This window comes from Parundibacterium terreum (assembly GCF_014636315.1).
In the GTDB taxonomy this organism is placed as follows: domain Bacteria; phylum Pseudomonadota; class Gammaproteobacteria; order Burkholderiales; family Burkholderiaceae_D; genus Undibacterium; species Undibacterium terreum.
In genome coordinates this window covers 675,246-695,850 of the sequence record NZ_BMED01000001.1, presented here as the reverse complement: position 1 = coordinate 695,850, position 20,605 = coordinate 675,246, and the positions used below count along the sequence as shown (strand labels likewise).

Sequence of the window (20,605 nt, the reverse complement as noted above, 5' to 3'; positions counted from 1 at the left end):
ATGCACGTTTATCTAGCGTGCATCGGCGGCGTGTATTATCCATCAGCAGCGGTCGGTAGCAGCCAATAGTGGCCAATAGCATCCAGTAGCAATTGCTCCGCCCGTGCGCATCCTTAAGCTGGAACAGCGATGCACGGACGGTTTTCCAGTGCACAGTGGCGAGTCCGCCCAGCTATTGCCTAAAAAATATTTCTTATTTACATCGATAATTTTCCCAAGCCATCAAACTGAAGTGCCAGTAAAATGAACGCTGCCTGACCCGGCAAGCTTATAAATAAAGCTAATCGCCTGGCTGAGGGCAGTATGCACCGGGCACTTTATAAAAATATCAGCGGGTAGCTCCTTGTGAAGGGTGGGCTGCATGGATGTGGGCACAGATATATTGCTGGAGCTTGAATTCCAGCAAATGGACTCCGAAGATCGTCGCCTGGCCGAGCTATCGCGCTACGCGGTAACGATAGACCAATCGGATCCCAATCTCAATTTCCTGACCCAGCTTGCGGTCAAGGCTGCCGGTGCCCAGATCGGCGGCATCAGTATTGTCTACCAATCGCAAATCTGGCTGCCTTCACGGATAGGTGTGGATGTCAACACAGTGCCGCGCGCGGGATCATTTTGCACCCAGGCAGTCGGCTCCCATGCCAACTGGTTCGAGGTGGAAGATGCGACGCTGGATGAGCGCTTTTGCAGTAATCCGCTGGTAACCTCGGCGCCCGGCTATTCCCATTATGCGGCAGCGTTGCTGAACGGTGCGCGCGGTTATTTGCTGGGTACGCTGTGGGTCATGAGTGACCGCCCCCGCTTGTTGGATGACGAGCAGCGTACGACCATGCAGGCATTGGCAAACCAGATCGTGGATGTCCTGGAGCTGCGTTACTGTAACGAGATTACCGGCATGTCCAATCGCTCCACCTTTTTGCATCACCTGCAAATGGGCTTGAGTGCGGATGCCGGCACCCCCGGCACCCATGTTGTGGTCGGCTTTGTGGACCTGATGGGTTTTCGCCAGTTCAATGACGTTTTCGGGCGCGAGACAGGCAACCAGGCCTTGCGTATCATAGGCGAGAGGCTGAGCCGTTGGGCCGGCACCAAAAACCTGGTCGCGCATCTGAGCGGTGATAAATTCGCCTTTGCATTGTTTGGGCCCCGCCGCCAGCATATAGAACAACTGGAGCTGCTGAAGACGGTGATCAGCGCGCCTTTCAAGCTGGAAAATATCGGCAATCGCACCCTGCATGCGCGAGTCGGCATAGAACACCTGGATACGCCGTTCGGCGGCTCGGCGGTAGCCTTGCTGGATGCGGCGGACACTGCTGCATCATCAATCACCGGCAATTTGCTGCGTACGACGGTCAAGGAGTATGGGCTGGAGCTGCTGGCCCGCTCCCATCTGATCATGGAATTGCAGGGCGCGCTGGACGGCGAAAGCATGCATGGCTACCTGGTGGTGCACTATCAGCCCCAGGTCAATTTTCACACCGGCGAGCTGATAGGCCTGGAGGCGCTGGTGCGCTGGCAGCATCCGGAGAAGGGGCTGATCATGCCGAATGCCTTCATTCCACTGGCTGAAAGCACTAACAAGATCTATCCGCTGGATCATCAGGTGTTGAGGCAGGTATGCCGCGACATGCGGCAATGGATGGACTCTGGGCTGGATATTGTGCCGGTGTCGCTGAATATGTCGCGCGCTTCGCTGCTGCACCCGAGCATGGTGACGGATCTGCGCGCTGCGCTGGCGCGATACCATATACCCGGCCATATGCTGGAACTGGAAATTACCGAGAGCCAGTTGCTGGAGACTCAGTCGCTGCTGTCAGCGCGCGTGGATGAGTTTCGCGCATTAGGAATCCGTATCGCAGTGGATGATTTCGGCACCGGTTATTCCAACCTGGATGCGATCAATAGTTTTCCCTTTGACCGCCTGAAGGTGGACCGGCAATTTGTGCACGGCGTTTCCAGCAACGAACGCATCGCCGGGCTATTTCATTTGATACAGGGCATTGCGGAATTATTCAAGGCGGACTTGCTGTGCGAGGGGCTGGAGGATGCCGCCGATCTGGAATGGCTGTCGCGGCGCGGCGCCAATTGCGTGCAGGGATGGTATTTCAGTAAATCCCGCACCCCGGATTCTATTGTCAGTCTGCTGACCCGCCTGCGGGACCGGCCGCAGCAAGCCTTGGCGCTCAGCGCAGCGCAATTGCGCGACTTCCTGCAAGAATGACGTGCATGTGAGGCTTGGTGGGCTTAAACGTCCATATAGGCCATGCCGCCGGCATTGCTGATTTCCAGTCTTTCTTCCAGCAGCTTTTTGTCGCCCTTGCGGAACTCCAGAAACTCCAGGCCGATACGGAACAGCTGCTGCGACAAGATTGTGTAATTCATGCGGCAGCTGATTTCCAATATCTTTTCCCTGGTGCCCGCATTCAGAGGCGGCAGTGCCAGCAGCAGGATCACCTTGCCTTCATAAAAAACATTGTGGTCGCAGTGGATGCTGAGTCCGCCAAGGGAAATATCGTTGACCCGGCCGTGGAAGGTCTTTTTGCCGTTGCCGCCTTCATAGACAATGGCCATGCGCCATTTGACCAGGTAGCGCTTGTGTCCGCGGACATTGGGCCGCGGCAGCTTCATCGTGAAAGCCGGTAGCGGCGTGGGCGGTGTAGCGCTGACTTCCGGCTCTTCCTTGCCAAGGCCTTGCAGCACTCTCAGGCTGTCTTCCACGGCTTGGTCTACATCTGGATTTTTCATTATCTGCATCTGTCCAGCGCATGTATTGTGCGCTTCAAAATTCCTGCAACTGTTCTCGTTTCCGGCATGAGTCCCATATAAAAAATTATAAGCGGAAAACGAGGCTACCGGTCTGGCCTGCGAAGCTTAGGCCTCGGGCCTGACTCTATTGTGCTATGCAGTACATCATAGGTGAATATTTCTTGGGCGGCAATTCATTGATTATCTTTTTTGCCATGTTTTTGATGTGATAGGGTGTATTGAGGGTAACTGTTTATCGGATTTTGCTGCCGGGGGGATGTGGAGGAGAACCGCCGGAGACTTTTTGACGGGGGATGCGCCGACATCCTTCGGCGTGGGAAGGATGTCGGAGGGTACTTCTGGGCTTACTTCTTACTTAACTGATTTCGCGTTGATGAAATCTTTCAGCAGGGGAATTACTTTTTCAGGAGCTTCTTCCATGAGCCAGTGGCCGGAATTAGGAATGACTTCGCCTTTCACATCAGTAGCAACCAGCTTGACTTGATCCACCAGGAAAGTGCTGCCTGATTTTTCGCCTGCGATGACCAGTACCGGCATAGTCAGCTTGGTTTGGCCCAATTGCTGGAAGTCTTGCGCGTCTTTCTCAAAATTATGGAAATACTCGAATCCGGCACGCATTGCTCCTGGCTGCGCATAGGCCCTGGCATAGATGCGGCGATCAGCTTCCGATACAGAATGATTGCGGTCGGCGGCAAAATCGTTCCAGAAGTGTTCCAGGTAGATACGTTCGCGTCCTTCTACCAATGCCAGCGGGACTTCGCCGTAGAAGTGGAAGTGCCACAGATCGCGCAGCAGCCACATGTCTTTCCAGTTGCCTATGCCTGGCAGGAATGCATCCATCAGTACCACGCGGTCCGTCTCTTGCGGATATTGCGCTGCATACGCATAAGCCACCATCAGGCCGATATCATGGCCGACTATCGTTGCATGTTGGTAGCCCAGCGATTTCACCAGTGCGTGGATATCTTGCGCCATGGTTTTTTTATCGTAGCCACCGGCTGCTTTTTCCGATTGGCCGGCGCCGCGCAGGTCGGGCACGATGACAGTATGGTTCTTGGCCAGATCAGGCATGACAGGCGTCCACATATAGCCGGTATCGGTATAGCCGTGGATCAACACTACAGGGCTGCCTTTGCCGCTAATCTGGTAATGCAGCTGTACGCCGTTGACTTTGACATCGTGTGCGCTGAAGCCGGGGGCTGTCGGTGTAATTTCCTGCTGGGTTTGGGCCTGGGCTCCAAATGACAGGCTGATGCTGATCGCTGCGACGGTGCTGATAATGCCGCGCAGCAGGCTGTTTGCTTGTTTCATCATATTCTCCTGGTAGGTGGGCGTTACTGTCGACGACAGTGCTGCCCGGTGAACACAGGATATGATTTATGAATCAGTGTATCAATGTGAGATTTGTTGATAGTTCATTCATAATTTGTGAATTAATGAAAATGCACCTAGCAAACCGGGTGGTCGTTTCTTGTCAAATGGAAATAAGGGTTTGAAATGTATGCCCCGGTACGGGGTGGGGCATGAGGAGTTTATTTGAGGCCGCCGGTAAAAACGGCGGCCTCAATGGCCGGCAAACCCATGGGGCGCCGGTTTCCAGCCTACTTATTCAGCTACTTACTTAGCTACTTACTTAGCTACTTACTTAGCTACTTACTTAGCTACTTACTCAGGTAGTCAGCCAATGCACCGAACGCCGCATCGGTCAGCGGGATATTGGCCATATTTCCGGCTATTGGGTGGGAAGAAAATTTGGCAATCACCAGTTCCGCCTTGGGATCGATATACACGCGCTGGCCATGGATGCCGCGTGCATCGAATACGCCGTTCTTGTTGTTGGAGACCCACCACATATTGCGGTACGCATAACCTGCGCCGTAGCCCAGCACGTCTGGGTAGCCGGCTTTGGCGAATTTGGCGGGATCGCCGCCTTTGCGTATATCGTCAACGACGGACGTGGGCACAATCTGCTGGCCATTGAATTTACCGCCCAGGCGCATCATTTCGCCGAAGCGGGCCATATCGCGCAGCGGTAGGCTAAGGCCGCCGCCGCCGGATTCCGAACCGATGGCGTCCACGCTGAAGTAGGCGTCGTTTTCAGCTCCCAGCTTTTGCCAGATTTTTTCCGACATCAGTGCCGCTGCGGATTTGCCGGTGGCGCGCTTGATGATCCAGGTCAGCACCTCTGCGTTGACGGTCTTGTATGCAAAGCCTTCGCCGTGATTGCCTTCTTTCTTCAGCTTGACCAGGAATTCATAAAAATTCTTCGGGCCGGCATAGCCCGGGGGCAGCGGCAGCATACCGCCTGAGCGTGCATAGTCGAATATCTCCGCTTTGGGATCGGCATAGTTTTCTGAATACTGCACGCCTATCGTCATGTCCATCACCTGGCGCACGGTGGCGTCGCCGTAGGCGCTGTCTTTCAGTTCGGGTATGTATTTGGTGACAGGCGCGGACGGGTCCAGGCTGCCTTCGGTCGCAAGCATCGCGGCCAGCGTGCCTATGAAGGATTTGGTGACGGAAAACGCCGAATGCGGCAACTGCGGCTCTGCGCTGCCCGTGTATTTTTCATAGATCACCTTTCCCTTGTGCAGAACGATGATGCTGTCGGTATAGGTGCGGGTCAGCATCTCTGCCCAGCTTGCCTTGGCTCCCTTGTCATCGGTAAAGCTGAGCTTGTCCAGGTCTTTCGGGGCGACTGGCAGCACGGAAGGCGTGCCGCTGCCGCGCCAGACATTCACCGTAGGCAGCATCTCTCGCATGTGCGAAAACGACCAGCGGGTGCGTGGGAAACTATAAAAGCTGCCATTGCCGAAGGTGACGACTTTGTCCGCTGCAGGGGGGAAGCCTTGCATCCAGCCAAGGGCTTTCGGATCTGTGCCCGCCGGATCGGGCAGAGCGGGGGCGGTTTGCGCCAGACAGGCGCTGCTTAAGGCAAGGGCGGTCACTGCGGCCATAGTTACTTTCATAGTGTCTCCGATTTTGGTTTTTTATTGGTCTACTATTAAACAATACGAAAAGGCATAGATCAATCCTATTGTTTTCATCTGTGGGTTTCCTGTCTAATGCGTTAAAAATGCGCCAAGATGTGCAAAAAACGAATTTCCCTTGTCCAAATGATGCCTATACAGGCGGTAAATATGTTTACAATCGGTGCTCTCGCATCGGAGTAAAGATGAAAATACGTACTCAGCTCATGTTGATTGCTACTGCAACGCTGCTTCCGGTGGTTGTCTTTTCTGCCGTCGCGTTGAATTTGCTGCTGGATGCAGAGCGCAATGCTGCACTGAAAAATGTGGGTGAGGCTGCGCGTGCACTGGCATTGATGGTGGATGGCGAGCTTGGACGGGCTGACTCTGCGCTGAGAGTGCTCAGCACCTCGCGTGCCCTGGCAGAGGGAGATATGCGCAGTTTTCATGCGCAGGCCAAGTCTGCCGACCGTGGGCCCGGTTCCTGGACCCTGCTGTTCAATTATCAGGGGCAGCAGCTGATCAATACGCTACGCCCCTTTGGCAATGCCTTGCCCAGTTCCGCGGAATTGTTGAATGCCCAGGCTAACGTGCTGGGCTTGAAGGGCGTGCTGGACGGTGTAAGCGGCAACAGAACCTATGTCTCCAACCTGCTCAAAGGACCGCTGACTGGCCGCTGGGTAACAACGGTCAACATCCCCGTATCCCTTCCCGGAGACGTCCAATACATCCTGACCGAGACTTTTGCTGCAGACTACTTCATGCAGCTCATAACGCGTTCCAATATCCCCTCCAGATGGACGGTGGCAATCATTGACCGTGATGGCAATTTCATCAGCCGTAACCGTGGGGCCGAGCAAATGATAGGCAAGCCGGCGCGGGTGGAGTTGATCAAGGCCGCACGCGAAGCGTCCCAGGGGCAGATACGGCATTTCACGCTGGAAGGAACGGATGCCTACGATGTTTTTGTGCATTCGGCGCTGTCTGGCTGGACGGTGGCAATTGCCGCACCGGCAGACCAGATAGAGATGTCTGCGCGGCGGGCGGTCAAGGTGGCTGCGTTGGGCTTGCTGGCAGCCATTCTGGCGGCAGCCGGCACTGCGGCGCTGGTCAGCCGCCGTCTGGTGCACGCCATCGCCGGAGCGGCGGACTCGGCGGCTGTGATAGGACGGGCAGAAGTTCCACTGGAAAATCATACCGATATTGAAGAAATCGACAAGCTCCACGCTGCGTTGAATAATGCGGGAATACTGCTGCGCCAGGAATTGCAATCGCGCCAGCGCGCAGAAGCAGAGCGCGAGGCACTGCTGGGCAATGAGCAGCTTGCGCGGCAACTGGCTGAGCAGCAAAACAAGGCCAAGGACCAGTTCCTGGCCTTGCTGGGACATGAATTACGTAATCCGCTCAGTGCGATCGCCGGGGCCATACGGTTGATGCAAATGCAGCAGACGTCGGCCGGCGAAAATTCGCAGACGACCCGCGCACAGGAGATCATCGCGCGCCAGAGCCGCCATCTGGGTCACATCGTTGACGATCTGCTGGACCTGAGCCGCATGAGCATGGGCAAGATATCGCTGAGTAAAAAACCGCTTGATCTGGCCGCCGTTGCCAAAGCCTGCGTCGATGCCCTGCATACGACAGGGCGTACCAGCGGCTACGCCATTTCGGTTGCTGCCGAGCCGGTCTGGGTGGATGCGGACGCGACGCGGCTGGAGCAAATCATCAGCAACCTGATCGGCAATGCGCTCAAGTTCACGCCGTCGGGCGGAAAAATCGACATTACGGTCAAGGCCGAGGAAGTGTCGAATACGGCGGTATTGCTGATACGCGATACCGGCATAGGGATTTCCGAGGAACTGCTGCCGCACGTTTTCGATGCCTTTGTGCAGGGCACGGCGCAATCGGACAAGGCGCTGGGCGGGCTGGGTATAGGCTTGCACCTTGTCAGGCAACTGGTGCAACTGCATGGCGGAGAGGTCGTCGTCAGCAGTGCCGGCACCGGCCAAGGGGCGACGGTGCTGGTGCGGCTGCCTTTATTGCAGAACGCCGCAGACGTTGCTGCCAAGACGCTGGTGCCGGACAGGCGTCCTTCCGGTGCACTCGTGGTTTTGCTGGTGGAAGACAACCGTGATGCGCGTGAAATGATGGCGGCGCTGCTCGATATGCACGGCTATCAGGTAGTGGAGGCGGAAACCGGTGAGCAGGGAGTCTTGCGGGCGCTGGAGCACGAACCGGCGGTAGCCGTCGTGGACATAGGGCTGCCGGACATTGACGGCTACCAGGTAGCGAGCCGCCTGCGCAGCTATCCGGCCCTGCAGCATATGACCCTGGTGGCTCTGACCGGCTATGGCCAGTTGGCCGACAGGCAGCGCGCCTTCAATGCCGGCTTTGACCGCCATCTGGTCAAACCGGTGGACGTCGACAGCCTGCTGGATATATTGCGCAACCGTTTTGCCTCGGCCTGATTTTACCTGCGGCTGTTTGCTTTACTTTTACGTTCGGCGTTGCAGTTCATGTTTTAGTACATTGATCAGGTCACCCAGTTCATAAGGTTTGGCAAGAACGCGCACGCCGGGTATGTTCACGGCATTCTCCGTATATCCGGTGGCCAGCACGACATGCATCGCGTGGAAGCGGCTGCTGATCTCTCTCGCCAGCGCTATGCCATCGGTTGCGCCCGGCATCACGATATCGGACAGGATAAGATCGAAACTGGCGCCGGAATCAAGTATGCGCAGTGCCTCGTCGCCATCCCTGGCAACGGTCACGTTCAGGCCCGTCAGCTCCAGCGCTGGCCTGACCGTTTCCCTGATCAGCGTATTGTCCTCCACCAGCAACAGCCTGGCCGGCGGCATGCTTTGGCTGAGCTGGTCGCCGGACGTTTTTATCGCCGGAACGTCGTCAGGCGAGCGGGGCAGGTAAATGGTGACCACGGTGCCGGCTCCGGGTTTGCTGTCCAGTATCAGCGTACCGCCGCTTTGCTTGGCAAATCCATAGGCTTGCGGCAATCCCATGCCCGAGCCTTTGCCCGCTTCCTTGGTTGTAAAGAATGGATCCAGTGCTTTGCTCGATACATCGGGACTCATGCCGGAGCCGGAATCGCTGAGGGTGATGCAGACATAATCCCCTGCGGGCAGCGTGTCCTTGGGTTTGGTCAGGATCTCGTTATGGATAGCCAGCCTGATATTTCCTCCCTGGGGCATCGCGTCGCGGGCGTTCAGGATCAGATTGAGCAACGCAAGCTCGAACTGCAAAGGGTCGAGGGTAACCGGCCATAGATCGTCAGCAATATCCAACCCGAGTTCTACACTGCTGGGTAGTGCGCCGGTCAGCAGCGGCGTTGCACTGTTGAGCTGGCGTGCCAGGTCTATGGTTTCCAGCCTTGCTTCCTGCATACGGCCGAAGGCCATCAATTGCGATGCCAGTTGCGTGCCTTGCTTGACCGCGCGCTGGCAGGTGGCGATCAGATTCTTGATCTTGTCGTCCTTGCTGGTCATCGCAGCGACCTGCAATCCGGTGGTCAAGGTCTGCAGTACATTATTAAAGTCATGCGCAATGCCGCCAGTCAGGCGGCCCAGGGATTCCAGTTTTTGTGCCTGCAGCAAAGCCTGCTGGGCGCGCTTGGCATCCGCGACGGCTACTTCCACGCGGCGTTCCAACTCCTGCTTGGCGTCCTGCAGATCAACCGCGGCTTTTTGCATGGCGGTATGCACTGCATCCATTTCTTCTATGTCGAACGAGCGGGGCGCAATGTCTTCCCCGCGCCCCAGGGATTGGGCTGCCAGCCGCAATGCCTGGGCAGAATTGCTGGTGCCGGCAGCCACCCACAGGGCGGCCCAGATCGCGCATCCCAACAGGCACAGAGACAGCAAGACCAGCATCATCGTCGCATCTGCCGCCGCTCTTTGCATATCCTTTTGCGGCACGCTGACGACAAAGGTCCAGTCCGAGCCGGGAGCTTTGCTGAAGAAGGCGGAGACTGCTTCACCACTCAGCGCAGTACCCTCGTTGAAACCCTCGCGCTCCTGCCGGATTTTGTTCATGATGGGGCCGTTGCCCTGGCGGCCTACAAAGTCCTGCGCCTGTTTGTTGCGCGCGACTACGACACCCTCCCTGTCCACGATGGTGCCTATCCAGTTCGATGGCAAACGTTGTTCATCGAAGACGGATTGCAGCATGCTGGCAAACATCCCCATGTCCAGGTAATAGCTGATCTCGCCATTGCGCTGTATGGGGACTTGCACCGAAAAGCTGTTGCCTTTGCTGATAGGAGCGTAGTACAGATTGGACACCACGGTGGCATCAGGTCCGTAGCTTTTCCGCAAATCCCTGATGCTGGCGATCACAGGTTGCGATGCGCTGCCGAAAGGCAGGCGGGTATTTAGCAGGATGTTGCCGGATTTGTCGTGCAGCACGATCGCAGCGTTCATCGTGTTTGCAATTCTCTGGGCCTGCATGTAAAACTCTTGCAGATCCGCCTTGTCCAGGCTTTGCGAAGTTCCCAGGGTGCGCAATATGGCTTCCCGGCGCGCGATTTCCTTGTCCACTACCAGTGCCAGCGCGCGCGCCACTTCTCGCATATTTTGCTTATTGGCTTGCCTGGCCTCAGTATAGACATAGGCAATGCCTGCGGCTGCAGTAATAATTGCAGGGATCAGCACCGCAAGGACAAGGATCAGCAAACGGGAGCGAATACGCATTGATTGAATTCGGGGTTAATATATCCAGACCTAAGTCTAACAAATTATGCATATTGTAAGGCGATGTTAATTCATTGATACACTCTTGTTACTTTGCGGGAGAGTTTTAAGGTACTGGGGAGGGGTTTTGAGCATGCGATTATTTACCAAAGCAGTGTTTGCAATACCGGCCTTGTTGAACAGGAAGAGCACGTCGATGGCGAGCAAAAATCAAAAAATCCACGGCATTATCCACACCGCGGCTGCGGCCTGTGCGGGTGTAGGCGGTGGCTTGGCTCAGGTTCCCGGATCAGATGCTGCGGTAATCGTGCCGCTGCAAACGGCCATGATTTCTGCTATCGCCGCTGAGCATGGCGTGACGCTGACCAAGGCCGCTGCTGCCGATATCCTGCTGACTTTCGCTGCCACGACCGGCGGGCGCTGGATCAGCCAGGTGCTGGTCGGCTGGGTGCCGGGAGTTGGGAATGTGATTAACGCATCCACCGCTGCAGCGATTACCGAGGCGGTAGGCTGGGCGGCAAATACCTATTTTTCAAAAAACACCACCGATGTTCCTGTTGCGTAGGCGGCTTGCGCCGGCTAACGTTTTTTGCTTCGCGTTAGCCTGCATACACCGTAGTACCGGTGGCTATAAGGCAACCGTCTTTGCTGCAACCAGTCTGGCGCGGCCGGCACCTATGCCGAAGGCTGCTGCGCCTGCACCCAATATGATGAACAATACGGCTGTCGCATGGTGGCTGCCGGTCCAGCTATGCAGCAGGCCGACAGTCAGCGGTCCCATTGCCGCCAGCGTATAGCCGACTGCTTGCGACATGCTGGACAGGTGCGCCGCAACATGGGCATCGGGCGAACGCAATACGATGACCGTCATCGCGGCGGCAAACAGGCCGCCTTGCCCCACGCCCTGCAAACCGGCCCAGAACCACAGCCAGGGGCCGGAGATAGGGCCGAGTGTCATCGCAACCAGGGCAATGACGGCGATTGCGGTAAGCCCCACGTTGATCAGCTTTTGATTGCTGCATTTGAAGGCAATCGGTGGTACCAGCAGGCAGGTTGCCACCTGGAACATGACCGACACCGATACCGCCAGGCCCGCGGTCACGCCATCCATGCCCCTGGAGCGGAGGATAGGGGCAAGCCAGCCGAACACGCAATAAGCCAATGCGGATTGCAGCCCCATGAAAAAGGTCACTTGCCAGGCCAGTTTGTCGCTCCACAGGCCGCGCACGGTAAAGCCGTTGTGCTGCGCGTGGCGCTTGCTGGCCAGCGCTTGCGGAGCCCATACCAGTGCGATCACGATAGCGGGCAGGGACCACACGGCGAGTGCGGTGGCCCAGGAATCATTCAGTAATTTTTCCAGAGGGACCGTCAGGCCGGCGGCACCTGCCGCACCGGCACACAGGGACATCGTATACAAGCCCATCATCAGCGCTGTCTTGTTGGGGAAATCGCGCTTGACCAGTCCGGGCAACAGTACATTGCCGACCGCGATACAGGCACCTGCCAGGCCCGACGCAAAAAACAGCACAGGAATACCTGCCAGGCCGCGCATCGCGGTGCCTATTGCCAGCAGTATCAGCATGCCCAGCAGTGTACGCTCGGCGCCGAAACGGCGCGCCAGCATCGGTGCCAGCGGCGCAAACAGGCCCAGGCACAGCACCGGTAGCGTCGTCAGCAAGCTGGCGGATGCGGATGACAGCCCGGTGGCGGCCATGATCTCAGGCAGCAGCACCGACAGGCTGGAAAAGACCGGCCGCAGATTGAAGGCGATCAATACCAGGCTGGCGCCCAGCAGGATCTGGCTATTGCGGCTAGCCACTGCGGCAGTGGGAACAGGCGCAGGCTGGCTGTCGATTTCAGCATCGATGGCTTGCTGCTCCAGTGCGTTAAGGGGCTTGCCGTCCAGTTCTGCGGTGGCCGGGGAGATAATTTGTGATGTTGACGTCATGGTGAACCTTGTTGGATATCAGGGCAGCCGGGGCAGGGAGGGCTGGGGCGGCTGGGATGGCTCCACTGAGCCCGAAGGCGCAAGCAGGCGATCAAGCTCATTCAGGATGGGCGCCATGAAAGCATGCATCGCTGCTGCTGCCTGATCCGGATTGCCGCTGGCGACAGCATCGACGATGCGCTGGTGCGCCGCCTGGTCCGGCTCAGGCAGTTCATTCTTGATCGTGGATGCAATCGTCTCTCTGACCGATGCGGAAAAAAATTGGTAAATCTCTGCCAGCGCGACATTGCCGGACAGCGCGATCAGTCCCATATGGAAATCCAGGTCGCGCGCAATAAAGGCAGCTTTTGCGGCATCGTCGCTATCGTCAAAAGAACCCCTGGCATCTACCAGCGCTTGCAGGCGCGCCAGGCCCTGCTTGTCATGCCTGGTTGCCGCCAGACGGGCAGCCTGGACTTCCAGCGCGCTGCGCACTTCAAACTGGTCGCGTATGCTTGCCCGCTTGGCCCTCAGCATGCCGGCCGAGGCGTCGGCCACTGCGCGTACATAGGTGCCGGAACCCTGGCGAACCTCCAGCATGCCTTGTGTGACCAGCATCTTGACTGCTTCGCGCACCGTTCCGCGGCTGACTTGGAGTAGTTCCGCCAGTTTCGGTTCTATAGGAATACGCTCGCCCAGCGGCCAGTTGCCGGACGTGATTTCGGCTGTCATGGACGCGGCGGCGGTATCCACCAGTGAAGAACGTAATGCATTTTTCATTATAAAACGAGTAATTCATCAAATCATCTGATGATTTTAGGCGGCAATCTCGATTTGGTCAAGGATGGCTCCTGGCTGACGCTAATCCTTAGGGAGCAATTGCCTGAGCGGCGATATTTCCGTAATAATGGACGTTGAAAGTTCATCCATGCTGCAGGAATGTCTGCCCCTTTTAGAGAAAAGAGTCGCATGCCGTTCGCCATCCCTTTGTCGATACCATCCTCCCGGCTGACCATCCGCCCCATTGAAGAGCGTGACCTGGAAGCTGTCTTTAAATGCTATAACCACCACGATGTCATGCGTTATTGTCCGCCGACCCGCTGGGGCACGCTGGAGAATGCGCGCAAATGGCTGGTGCGCATCCGGCAGCGCGTCGCGGAGGGCAATGCGATGCAATTCGTCATAGAACTGAAGGGGCCGGCAACGGTGATCGGTACCTGCGTGCTGTTCAAGATAGACGAGGGCAGTTTGCGCGCCGAGATAGGCTACGCGCTGGGGAGGGATTTCTGGGGCGCCGGCTACATCCATGAGGCGCTGAGCGCATTGATTGACTATACGTTCAATACCATGAGCCTGCACAGGCTGGAGGCAGAAATCGATCCCCGCAATGAGGCTTCCGCTAGAAGCCTGCTCCGGCTGGGCTTTGTGCTGGAGGGTACGCTGAGGGAGCGCTGGATAGACGAAGATGAAGTATCCGATGCCGGCCTGTATGGCTTGCTGGCGCGCGACTGGTTTGCCCGCAAAGATAAAAACTAAGCAGCCCATCCCCATTGTGAAGATGGGCCCTTTTGAATGCCGCTAGCATACTGCACATCTGCTATACGGTACCTTTTCCTGCCATATTCTGTTTGGCGACAAAGCGCGACAAGGTGTCCGGTACCAGCCGCTCAAAGAAACCGGCGATAAACGACCAGACGATGAGCTTGGCATATTGCACGATATTGTCGGGAGTGGCGTTGGTGAAAAACTCGGAGACATAGCGCGCGTTTTTGGGGTCTGTGCTGAGCGCAGAAAAGCCGGGAAACAGATCGCCTTTTACCAGCCCTGCGACAAAGATAATATAAAAAATAGCCGCAAACAGGGCACCGCTGAAGGGCGATATCAGTACGCTGAAATTACCCCATTGCAGTACCGCGATGTTGTGGACCGGATCGCCTTCATCGGATGCGCTCTGGTAGCGCTGCTGCACGCTCAAGAGGCCACCCATCAAGCCAGTGTACAGCACCATGCCCAGCGTAGTGACATAGATAGGCCAACTGGTGAAGGAGGCCAGCAATCCGTAGATGAGCAGGGCGGTTAGCCCCAGCCCGGTCATGATAGCAATGCTGCGTGATACGTGTTCCCTTTGCAGGTCCCAGGCGGGCCGGATCGCATAGCGCAAATGGATCTGGGTCAGCAGGAACTCCACGTCGGCGCGCAAGGCCGCCTCCGTACCGCTGCTCATTACGATGGGCTTGGCTCCATCGGCTTCCTTGGGCGGAGTTTGCGTCTCCGGGCTGGCATCGGAACCGGCAGCGGCAGTGTCGTTGTCTGCATTGTTTGCGTCGACTGCATTGTCCGATGAAGAGATGCCATTTTGTGCGGAAGACGAAGTACTTGCGATGTCCGCGAGAGGTGGCGCATCGGACGAACGCTTGTTGTCGGGTATCTGAGCCAGATAGTCTGGCGGGCGTGATGCCAGGTAGGCGTCGTATTCGCGCAGACCTGCGACGTCACGGTAGCGGTTGCGCAAGCTCCAGACTTTGCGGGGTAATTCCGCCTTTGGGATCAGGCGCGACAGCACCAGATCAAAAGCGAACAGATCGTCCCAGTTGAGCTCCTTGCGCTCTTTTTTTGCGATGTCGTTCAGCTTTTGCAGGGACTCCAAAGGAATGGCCGCGGCGGAAAGGCTGTGGTATTTGCCTTCCAGATGGCTGAAGTAAATCAGCGCATAGTCGGGCAGGGGATTGCTCCTGCAGCTCTGGCCCCCGAATACGGATTTCAAAAACGCACGCATACTGCCTCCTTTTTGTGGAAGACCATTTACTGCAGAAGGTATTTCCATGCTCATCTCCAGCAGCGGGGCAAATGGAATACTTGCGATCAATCTATATCGTATGCGTGGATTGTCAATTTTATATTGAGCCGCGTTGTGGGCCCGCAACGGGCTCGTTCGTCAAAGAGATTTAGGGGCGGATTTCTTTTCCTGAGGCATTTTCTGGGGATGAAAGCTTTCGCCCCTGGCCATCATTTCAAGAATCAGTTTCACGCGCTTTTCGCGGGTTTCCGGCATCTTGGCAGTCTGCAGGCGGTAGGCGATGGCATACAGATTGGCCTTGTTCAGCGTAGCGAAAAAGCTGGCAGCTTTTTTGTTTTTGTTCAGCGCAGCCAGGAAATCTTCCGGGATGGCCGCTTTGCTTTGTGACGTATAAGCCTGCTGCCAGCGACCATCTTCCTGCGCAGCTTTTATTTCTGCGTGCCCGCTCGCTTGCATGCGGCCTTCCTTGATCAGGCGTTCCACGTGTCCGACATTGATGGCCGACCACGCGCTTCTGGCCCGGCGCGGGGTGAATTTTTGCAGCCAGCATGTCTCGTCACAAGCTTTTTTCTGTCCATCTATCCATCCATAGCACAGCGCTTCATCCAGCGCTTCTGCGTAGGTGACGGTTTTTATGCCTGATTCCTTCTTGAATATCTGCAGCCATATGCCGTCTTCCTGTCCATGATGTTTGACCAGCCATTGCTGCCATTTTTTTGCACTGCTGAAGGGGATAACAGCTAAATCGTCTGCCATGCGAGGGACTCCTGTTGAGTTATCATTTTACTTATTTTTTTGCCTTTCTTGTATTTTATCCATGTTTGTTGGCGCCCGCCTGTACGCCCGTGACCCTCATTGGGGAATTTTTCTTGGCGCAAAGCTCGGGATTTGTAACGCAGCTTGGGCGTAGAAGCGGGGGCCGGGCAGCACAATGCAAACAATTGTGAAAATTGACATAGGGTCGGCCAATTTTTGCATTGTTCGGGACTATCATTGATCGTAGGGGTAGTTTGCCCGGGACGAATATCGTCATGAATCGTCATCAATCGCCATAAGTTGCCATCAATGGCTGAGTGGAGAAAATAATAGTGGATGCTATGCGCCGGCCGAGGAAGACGATCTGGTTGCCAATATTGATATTGGCGGCTGGCCTTGTGCTTTCCTTGTCGCTGGAGTTCAAACAGCAATCCGATAATGCCAGCCATGCGGAGCAGCGTTTTGACGGCATGGCCGAACGTGTCTCTGCCCAGATAAGCAACCGCATGCAAAAGTATGAGTACGGTTTGCGCGGCGCGCGAGGTGTGGTGATAGGGGCCGGCGGCCAAAGCATTACGTACAAGACTTTCCAGGAATATGGGCGTTCCCGAGATATAGGCCGGGAATTTCCAGGAGTAAGGGGCTATGGATTTGTGCGCCGTGTATTGCCGGAAAAAGAAGCAGCTTTTCTCGCAGCGATGCGGCGCGAGGCAAGCCCAGAATTCAAGATCAGGGAATTTGTTCCCAATGCCAGCGAACATTTTGTCATTTCCTATATCGTGCCCGAGGCAGGGAATGAGGCCGCGATAGGCATCGATCTCGCCTCCGAGCCTAAGCGTCGTGCGGCCGCCATTGAGGCCATGCGCTCTGCCAAAGCGGTGATGACCGCACCGATATCGCTGGTGCAATACCCTGACAAACCCGATCGCGGTTTTCTGCTGCTGATGCCGGTGTACTCATCCATGCAAAAGGCGCAGGTCGCTGCCGACAGGGAGGCTGCCACCATAGGGTGGGTGTATTCCTCGCTGCAGATTGATGAAGTCCTGGCCGGATTCGATTATTTTGACGGTGAAGTTGCCATGACGCTGACCGATGTCAGCGAGCATGCAGGTTCTGTACCGTTTTTTGCTTCCGCCGGATCGGAGCAGGCCGTGCTGGATGGCCTGGAAAAACATTTCGATATTCCTTTGTATGGTCGTACGTGGCGGGTCCAGGTCAAGGCCTTGCCCTTATTTGTCAGCCGCCTGAATGCGCAGAACCCGAAAGTGGAAGGCGCGGTAGGCATACTGCTCAGTATCTTGCTGGCCGGCCTGCTGTACAGCTATTTGCGCGCGCATGAACGCGAAGTGAGATCCAGCGTGGAACGCAGCAGGCTCGCCGCCATCGTTGAAAGCTCTAATGACGCCATCATTGCAAAGACGCTGGATGGCGTTGTCACGGATTGGAACAAGGCAGCGGAAAAAATGTTCGGCTATAGCGCGAAAGAAGCGATAGGCCGCACCGTGCAGAGCCTGATCGTGCCGGCGGAATACTATATGGAAGAGGTGGATGTGCTGCGGCGTATCGCTGCCGATGAAGTGGTGGAGCATTTCTCTTCCGTACGCCGGCGTAAAGACGGCAGCCTGTTGGATGTGTCGGTGACGGTCTCGCCGATACACGGCGCGCAGGGCCGTATCCTGGGAGCCGCCAAGACGGTGCGCGACATCAGCGAGCAAAAGGCCCATGAGGACCATATCCGCAAGTTGAACGCGTCACTGGAACAGCAAGTGCAACTGCGGACCGCGCAGATACAAAAGTATTCTGCGCTACAAAAGGCAATGCTGTTTAACGCCGGATCGGCCATCATTGCCAGCGACAGAAATGGCATGGTCACGCTGTTTAACCCCGCCGCCGAAGCGATGCTTGGGTATGCAGCGAAAGACATACTGGGCAAGGATTCCTGGGTCGACCTGCACGACAGGGCTGAATTGATGGCCAGAGCAGTAGTACTGGGCGCTGAACTGGGCAAAACGGTGGAGCCTGGCATACAGGCGCTGGTGGCCAAGGCCAGCATGGGTAGGCCGGACACCAACGAATGGACGCTGATTCACAAGAACGGCCATTGCATCCCGGCGTTGCTGACTGTCAGCGTGCTGCGCGATGAGCAGAACGAGATTATCGGTTACCTGGGTATCGCCACCGACCTGACCGAGCGCCGCCGCAATGAACTCGCGCTGGAAAAGAATGAACGCTTCCTGCGCACGCTGACCGATAACCTGCCCGGCATGGTGGGCTACTGGGGTGCCGACCTGCGCTGCAGCTTCGCCAACTACGGTTACGAAACATGGTTCGGCAAGAACGCCCAGCAGATGGTGGGCATCCATGTGCGGGACATGATGGGCGAAGATATCTATCGCCAAAGCGAGCCTTATCTGCATGCAGTACTGAACGGTGAAAGCCAGCAGTATGAGCGGGTGCACGTGATGCCCAACGGCATGATCGCCTATGCGCAGGTGAACTATATCCCCGACATGGATAATGGCGAGGTACGTGGATTTTACGTGCTGATTTCGGATATCACCGAACTAAAGCATGCACAGCTCAGCCTGGAGCAGACCAACAAGATGCTGCAGGCGCGCACGCGGGAAGCAGAGGCGGCCAGCCGCGCCAAGAGCGAATTTGTCGCCAACATGAGCCATGAGATCCGCACGCCGCTGAACGCCGTCCTGGGTATGGCTTATCTGCTGGACAGTTCCGGGCTGACTGCGGAGCAAAAAAAATATCTGGAGATGATCAAGGTATCTGGCCAGACGCTGCTCAGCATATTGAATGACATACTGGATTTCTCCAAGGTGGAAGCGGGCCGCATGGAACTGTCGCTGACCGATTTCCAATTGGCCGATGTCCTCAATGCGGTGGCAACCATTATGACCGTCAATGCCGGCGAGAAGGATCTCGAGCTGGCAATTGCCGTCGAACCCGGTGTGCCCAAGGTATTGATGGGCGACGCCTTGCGCCTGCAGCAGGTGCTGGTCAACCTGACCGCCAATGCGCTCAAATTTACCGAGCGCGGCGAGGTGGCAGTCCTGGTCAAGATGGTGCAATTGCAGTCGGTCAAGAACCGGCCGGTCGCAACGCTGAGCTTTAGTGTGCGGGATACCGGCATAGGCATGAGCACGGAACAGCAGGGTAGGCTGTTTTCATCATTCTCGCAGGCGGATTCCTCCTTTACCCGCCGCTTCGGCGGCACCGGCCTGGGCCTGACCATTTCCAAGCGTCTGGTGGAACTGATGGGCGGCAATATCGTAGTCCGCAGCGAGGAAGGCAAGGGCAGTGAATTTGTTGTCACCTTGCCGCTGCAATGCGCCGCCAACCAGGAAGACCGGGCGCGTTCGCGCAATGCAATCGGCGACCTGCGTTTCCTGCTGGTGGATGACAATGACACCAGCCGCGACTATCTGAGCAAGACCATACGAAGCTGGCACTGGGATGTGGATGCGGTGTCTTCCGGTGAAGAAGCCTTGAACCGTTTCAGATCGGAACTGGCCGGCGGCAAGCCCTACGATGTCGTGCTGGCGGACTGGCAGATGCCGGGCATGGATGGCCTTGAAACCATACGTGCGGTACACGGCGCTTGTGCCGCGATGCGAGCGGTTGATAATACCGATATCAAGGCAGCAGTGCCCATCAGCATCATTATGGCAAGCTCATTCGGCAGGGGCAAGCTGATGCGCACTGATGCCGAACAGTTGACGGATGCAGTGCTCAGCAAGCCTTTGACCGGTTCCAGTCTGTTCGATGCACTGCATGGCGTATTTGTCGGCCTCGGTGCTTCCGCCCACGTATTGCAAGAAGCGCGTTCCACGCCGCTGATGCAGCGCATAGACGGTGCCCGCTTGCTGCTGGTGGAAGACAATCCCTTGAACCAGATCGTTGCGCGGGGCATGCTGGAACAGGCCGGCGCCAGCGTAGATGTGGTCGATAACGGCCAGCAGGCGCTCGACAAACTGGGCAGCGATGCGAGCCGCTATCACCTGGTGCTGATGGACATACAGATGCCCGTGATGGACGGTTTGACCGCGACTCAGAGGCTGCGCGAAGACCTGAAGCTGGGTTTGCCGGTGCTGGCCATGACGGCAGGCGTGATGGCGTCCGAGCGCGAGCTATGCACTGCGGCCGGCATGAATGATTTTATCGGCAAGCCCATCGATGCCGACGACATGCTGACAAAAATTATCCGCTATTTGCCAGAACTCCCCAAAAACAATAACTTCTCCCGCCCCGGCGCAGCAATGAGTCCATTTAAAATTTTTGATGTAAAGCCTGAACCGGATGTGCAAATACCGGTGTTTGATCCCGGCCATTTGATGGCAATTACCAAGGGTAAGCCGCAGCATACGGCGACCATGCTGGGGCTGGTGAGGAAGGTTGTGGAGAATGGAACCGCACCGGTCAGCGAGGCTCGGCAGGCATGGCAAGAGGGACGGCCGGAGGATGCTGCCCGCATGCTGCACACCTTGCGCGGCATGATGGGAACCCTGGGCGCAAAGCGTTTTGCCAATGCTGCGCTGGAGCTAGAAAAAACAATTCCGCATGAGGCGGCAGAGAGATTGCTCGCCATGTTCGGCAAGGTGGAGCAGGAATTGAATGACGCGATCGCAAAGGCGAGGGCCTGGGTAGAAGAGCAGGGCAATGCCTGAGTGTCCGCAGC

At 56.6% G+C, this 20,605-nt stretch carries 13 protein-coding genes; 5 read left to right on the top strand and 8 right to left on the bottom strand.

Translation table 11 applies throughout. The annotated features are described in order from the left end of the window. Window positions 1-361 precede the first annotated feature (361 nt). On the top strand, window positions 362-2,221 hold the full coding sequence (locus IEW12_RS03235) for a sensor domain-containing phosphodiesterase (protein WP_188564531.1): 1,860 nt from the start codon (window positions 362-364) through the stop codon (window positions 2,219-2,221). Window positions 2,222-2,244: 23 nt separating this feature from the next. Here the strand turns inward: IEW12_RS03235 and IEW12_RS03230 are convergent, their stop codons facing one another. From IEW12_RS03230 to IEW12_RS03220, 3 genes are all read right to left on the bottom strand, one after another. Further along, a complete protein-coding gene (locus tag IEW12_RS03230) occupies window positions 2,245-2,745 on the bottom strand; it encodes a PilZ domain-containing protein (RefSeq protein WP_188564530.1) in 501 nt (166 codons plus the stop codon). A 372-nt stretch (window positions 2,746-3,117) separates the two neighbouring features. Then, window positions 3,118-4,077: an alpha/beta fold hydrolase gene (locus tag IEW12_RS03225; RefSeq protein ID WP_188565626.1), complete on the bottom strand. Its 960-nt coding sequence runs from the start codon at window positions 4,075-4,077 to the stop codon at window positions 3,118-3,120. 350 nt (window positions 4,078-4,427) lie between these two features. Continuing rightward, window positions 4,428-5,735 (bottom strand): serine hydrolase domain-containing protein, encoded by a 1,308-nt coding sequence (locus IEW12_RS03220; protein ID WP_188564529.1) that lies wholly within the window; start codon window positions 5,733-5,735, stop codon window positions 4,428-4,430. A gap of 206 nt (window positions 5,736-5,941) precedes the next feature. On the opposite strand from IEW12_RS03220, the gene IEW12_RS03215 reads away from it, so the two are divergent. Next, on the top strand, window positions 5,942-8,200 hold the full coding sequence (locus IEW12_RS03215; RefSeq protein ID WP_188564528.1) for a hybrid sensor histidine kinase/response regulator: 2,259 nt from the start codon (window positions 5,942-5,944) through the stop codon (window positions 8,198-8,200). A gap of 27 nt (window positions 8,201-8,227) precedes the next feature. Here the strand turns inward: IEW12_RS03215 and IEW12_RS03210 are convergent, their stop codons facing one another. Continuing rightward, window positions 8,228-10,435 (bottom strand): hybrid sensor histidine kinase/response regulator, encoded by a 2,208-nt coding sequence (locus IEW12_RS03210; protein ID WP_188564527.1) that lies wholly within the window; start codon window positions 10,433-10,435, stop codon window positions 8,228-8,230. 133 nt (window positions 10,436-10,568) lie between these two features. Between IEW12_RS03210 and IEW12_RS03205 the strand changes: the two genes are divergently transcribed. Continuing rightward, entirely contained in the window at window positions 10,569-11,000 is a 432-nt protein-coding gene (locus IEW12_RS03205; RefSeq protein ID WP_229750888.1) for a hypothetical protein, read from the top strand. 63 nt (window positions 11,001-11,063) lie between these two features. On the opposite strand, the gene IEW12_RS03200 is transcribed toward IEW12_RS03205, so the two are convergent. Together IEW12_RS03200 and IEW12_RS03195 are read right to left on the bottom strand one after the other, a co-directional pair. Continuing rightward, window positions 11,064-12,383 carry a CynX/NimT family MFS transporter gene (locus IEW12_RS03200; RefSeq protein ID WP_188564526.1) on the bottom strand — a complete coding sequence of 440 codons (1,320 nt, stop codon included), beginning with the start codon at window positions 12,381-12,383 and terminating at the stop codon, window positions 11,064-11,066. A gap of 18 nt (window positions 12,384-12,401) precedes the next feature. After that, the gene (locus tag IEW12_RS03195; RefSeq protein ID WP_188564525.1) at window positions 12,402-13,142 is read right to left on the bottom strand and encodes a FadR/GntR family transcriptional regulator; all 741 of its coding nucleotides are present in this window, start codon (window positions 13,140-13,142) and stop codon (window positions 12,402-12,404) included. Between the two features lie 189 nt (window positions 13,143-13,331). Between IEW12_RS03195 and IEW12_RS03190 the strand changes: the two genes are divergently transcribed. After that, window positions 13,332-13,898, top strand: a complete 567-nt coding sequence (locus IEW12_RS03190; RefSeq protein WP_188564524.1) for a GNAT family N-acetyltransferase — start codon at window positions 13,332-13,334, stop codon at window positions 13,896-13,898. Between the two features lie 61 nt (window positions 13,899-13,959). On the opposite strand, the gene IEW12_RS03185 is transcribed toward IEW12_RS03190, so the two are convergent. Together IEW12_RS03185 and IEW12_RS03180 are read right to left on the bottom strand one after the other, a co-directional pair. Further along, window positions 13,960-15,138 carry a hypothetical protein gene (locus tag IEW12_RS03185; RefSeq protein ID WP_188564523.1) on the bottom strand — a complete coding sequence of 393 codons (1,179 nt, stop codon included), beginning with the start codon at window positions 15,136-15,138 and terminating at the stop codon, window positions 13,960-13,962. A gap of 159 nt (window positions 15,139-15,297) precedes the next feature. Then, on the bottom strand, window positions 15,298-15,915 hold the full coding sequence (locus IEW12_RS03180; RefSeq protein ID WP_188564522.1) for a YdeI/OmpD-associated family protein: 618 nt from the start codon (window positions 15,913-15,915) through the stop codon (window positions 15,298-15,300). 368 nt (window positions 15,916-16,283) lie between these two features. Between IEW12_RS03180 and IEW12_RS03175 the strand changes: the two genes are divergently transcribed. Next, a complete protein-coding gene (locus tag IEW12_RS03175; protein ID WP_188564521.1) occupies window positions 16,284-20,594 on the top strand; it encodes a PAS domain S-box protein in 4,311 nt (1,436 codons plus the stop codon). Window positions 20,595-20,605 lie beyond the last annotated feature (11 nt).